Origin of the sequence: Nitrosomonas sp. Nm84, assembly GCF_003201565.1 — a bacterium.
In the GTDB taxonomy this organism is placed as follows: Bacteria; Pseudomonadota; Gammaproteobacteria; order Burkholderiales; family Nitrosomonadaceae; genus Nitrosomonas.
This window is the reverse complement of the sequence record NZ_QJJP01000065.1, coordinates 1-3,357: the sequence shown is the minus strand read 5'-3', so window position 1 is coordinate 3,357 and position 3,357 is coordinate 1. Positions and strand designations below refer to the sequence as shown.

Genomic DNA, 3,357 nt, shown 5'->3' with positions numbered 1-3,357 from the left:
AAAGGGAAAAGTGCTGGATAGTCGTAAAAATTCCTTGAGGGGCGGAGTGTTATTTATGACAAATGACTTGACTTTAAGGGTCAAGGTCGACTAGCCTGAGAAGTGTAGTTAAATTAGGGGAGAAAACTAGGCTAATTTAACTGCCAAAATATATCAAAGCAGTACTAATTAATTAGTATTAAGCAGTAGTAGGAATGAGAGAAGCATTTGATTAACAGTTAGGAGGTAAGAACATGGCAACAACATACGGCACAACTAGCGCAAGTTCGAGCGCAAGCTACGACATGTCGTTGTGGTACGATTCGAAGTACTACAAACTGGGCATGCTAACGATGCTGCTGGTAGCGATATTTTGGATCTGGTACCAAAGGACATTTGCATACTCACACGGTATGGACTCGATGGAACCGGAATTTGACAAAGTGTGGATGGGACTGTGGCGAGTACACATGACGCTGATGCCTTTATTTGCGCTGATTACCTGGGGCTGGATACTGAAGACCCGTGACACGAAAGAACAATTAGATAACCTTGATCCGAAATTAGAGATCAAACGTTATTTCTACTTCTTGATGTGGCTGGGTGTTTATTTGTTTGGTGTTTACTGGGGCGGCAGCTTTTTCACTGAACAAGATGCCTCATGGCACCAAGTGATTATTCGTGACACCAGCTTTACGCCAAGTCACGTGGTAGTGTTTTACGGTTCATTCCCGATGTACATCGTATGTGGCGTAGCTTCATACCTGTACGCGATGACCCGTCTGCCACTGTACAGCCGCGGCACATCGTTCCCGTTGGTGATGGCAATTGCAGGTCCATTGATGATTCTGCCAAACGTAGGCTTGAACGAATGGGGTCATGCATTCTGGTTCATGGAAGAATTGTTCAGTGCACCATTGCACTGGGGCTTTGTGATTCTGGGCTGGGCAGGGTTATTCTCAGGTGGTATTGCAGCACAGATCATCACCCGTTACTCGAACCTGACCGACGTTATCTGGAATAACTCAAGCAAAGAAATTCTCAATAACCGAATTGTTCCTTAATTCAGGCTTATAGTTATCATCCCCACCATTTATAGGATAGGGGGATGATAAAGAGAAAGAGAAAGAGTTGCAGTAATGGAAACGAAGCTTAGGCTGACGATGGCTATCGGCAGAGGAAGTAAAGGCAAATCGTCAAGTTTTCATATTTAATATCACACGAAAAGAAAGAAGGGAGGGTCTAGTGAGTAGAACAGACGAAATTATAGCAGCGGCAAAGATGCCGCCGGAAGCAGTGAAGATGTCCAGATATATCGATGCAGTTTATTTTCCAATTCTCTGTATTCTTCTGGTCGGAACATATCACATGCACTTTATGTTACTGGCAGGAGACTGGGATTTCTGGCTTGACTGGAAAGACCGTCAATGGTGGCCGGTTGTTACCCCGATTGTAGGGATCATGTACTGTGCAGCGCTGATGTATTACCTATGGGTAAACTATCGCCTGCCATTTGGCGCGACACTGTGTATCGTATGCCTGTTGGTCGGTGAATGGCTGACCCGCTACTGGGGCTTTTACTGGTGGTCACATTACCCAATCAACTTTGTATTGCCATCAACCATGATTCCTGGTGCATTGATGCTGGATACAATTATGTTGCTGACGGGGAACTGGCTGGTAACGGCACTATTAGGCGGTGGTTTCTTTGGATTGTTCTTCTATCCAGGTAACTGGCCGATATTTGGCCCAACCCACTTACCAGTGGTAGTAGAAGGCGTACTGTTATCAGTAGCTGACTACACAGGGTTCCTGTATGTCCGTACTGGTACACCGGAATATGTTCGCTTAATTGAGCAAGGCTCACTGCGTACATTCGGTGGTCACACCACAGTGATTGCAGCGTTCTTCTCAGCGTTCGTATCGATGCTGATGTTCTGCGTATGGTGGTACTTTGGCAAACTGTACTGCACCGCTTTCTACTATGTTAAAGGCGAAAGAGGACGCATCTCTATGAAGAACGACGTAACAGCGTTTGGTGAAAAAGGCTTTGCACAGGGGATCAAATAATGAGTATAAAAAGCATTGTTAAACTGGGCGTATTAGGCCTGTATGGAGCTGCGATTGGAGCGGCATCACTGGCGATGACGCTAGCAGTAGACGTAAAGACGGCATCGGCACACGGTGAACGTTCACAAGAACCGTTCCTGCGTATGCGTAGTATTCAATGGTATGACATGAAGTGGCAGCCAAAGGTCACCAAAGTCAATGACATTGCAACGATGACCGGCAAGTTTCACTTGGCAGAAGATTGGCCACGTGCGGTAGGTAAGCCAGGACGTGCGTTTTTTAACGTAGGTAGCCCAAGTCCGGTGTTTGTACGTTTGAGCACCAAGCTGAATGGACACCCCACATTCATATCAGGTCCGCTGGAAATTGGACGTGACTATGAATTTGAAGTGAAACTGAAAGCAAGGATTCCAGGCCGTCATCACATGCATGCGATGGTGAACGTAAAAGATGCAGGTCCTATTGCAGGTCCAGCATCGTGGATGAACATCTCAGGCAGCTGGGATGACTTTACCAATCCAATCACGACACTGACTGGTAAAAACATTGACCTGGAAACATTCAACTTTAGCAATGGCATATTCTGGCATTTGGTATGGTTGGGCTTAGGCTGTTTCTGGATCGGCTACTTTGTAGCGAAACCGATGTTCTTGCCACGTAGCCGTGTATTGTTGGCGTATGGTGACGAATTACTGACATCGCCGCTGGACAGAAAAGTTGGTATGGCAGTAGCGATACTGACCTGTGCGCTGGTGTGGGGAGGCTATCGTTATACTGAAAGCGTTCATCCTTACACAGTACCGATCCAAGCGGGTGAATCGAAAGTAGAACCGATGCCGATTGCACCGAATCCAGTTGCAATCAAAATCACGCATGCTAACTATGACGTACCTGGTCGTGCACTGCGTGTGACCATGGAAATTACCAACAATGGTGACTCACCAGTCAGCATTGGGGAATTCACCACAGCGGGTGTACGTTTTGTTAACAAATTGGGTCAATCGCATCTGGATCCGGACTATCCAAGAGAACTGGTAGCCACCGGATTGACAATAGATAGTGACAAAGGCGTTCAACCTGGAGAAACTCGTGAAATTAAGATGGAAGCTAAAGACGCATTGTGGGAAGTACAACGTCTGATGGCTCTGTTGGGTGATCCGGAAAGCCGCTTTGGTGGTTTGTTGATGACATGGGATGAGCAAGGCAATCGTTATATTAACAGTATTGCTGGAGCAGTTATACCAGTCTTCACCAAGCTATAAGCTAGGTTAGTATCAATGCCGGTACACCACTGTCGAAAGACAGCCG

General features: G+C 46.4%; 3 protein-coding genes. All 3 read left to right on the top strand.

What is annotated here, in order from left to right; genetic code table 11:
* Positions 1-233: 233 nt before the first annotated feature.
* The 3 genes from C8R34_RS15985 (at position 234) to C8R34_RS15975 (ending at position 3,311) form a co-directional block, all read left to right on the top strand.
* Positions 234-1,043, top strand: coding sequence for a methane monooxygenase/ammonia monooxygenase subunit C (locus C8R34_RS15985; RefSeq protein WP_110342272.1), 810 nt, complete (start codon positions 234-236; stop codon positions 1,041-1,043).
* Positions 1,044-1,224: 181 nt separating this feature from the next.
* Positions 1,225-2,049, top strand: coding sequence for a methane monooxygenase/ammonia monooxygenase subunit A (locus C8R34_RS15980; protein WP_110342270.1), 825 nt, complete (start codon positions 1,225-1,227; stop codon positions 2,047-2,049).
* Entirely contained in the window at positions 2,049-3,311 is a 1,263-nt protein-coding gene (locus tag C8R34_RS15975) for a methane monooxygenase/ammonia monooxygenase subunit B (protein WP_110342268.1), read from the top strand. Before C8R34_RS15980 ends, C8R34_RS15975 begins: the two co-directional genes overlap by 1 nt.
* Positions 3,312-3,357 lie beyond the last annotated feature (46 nt).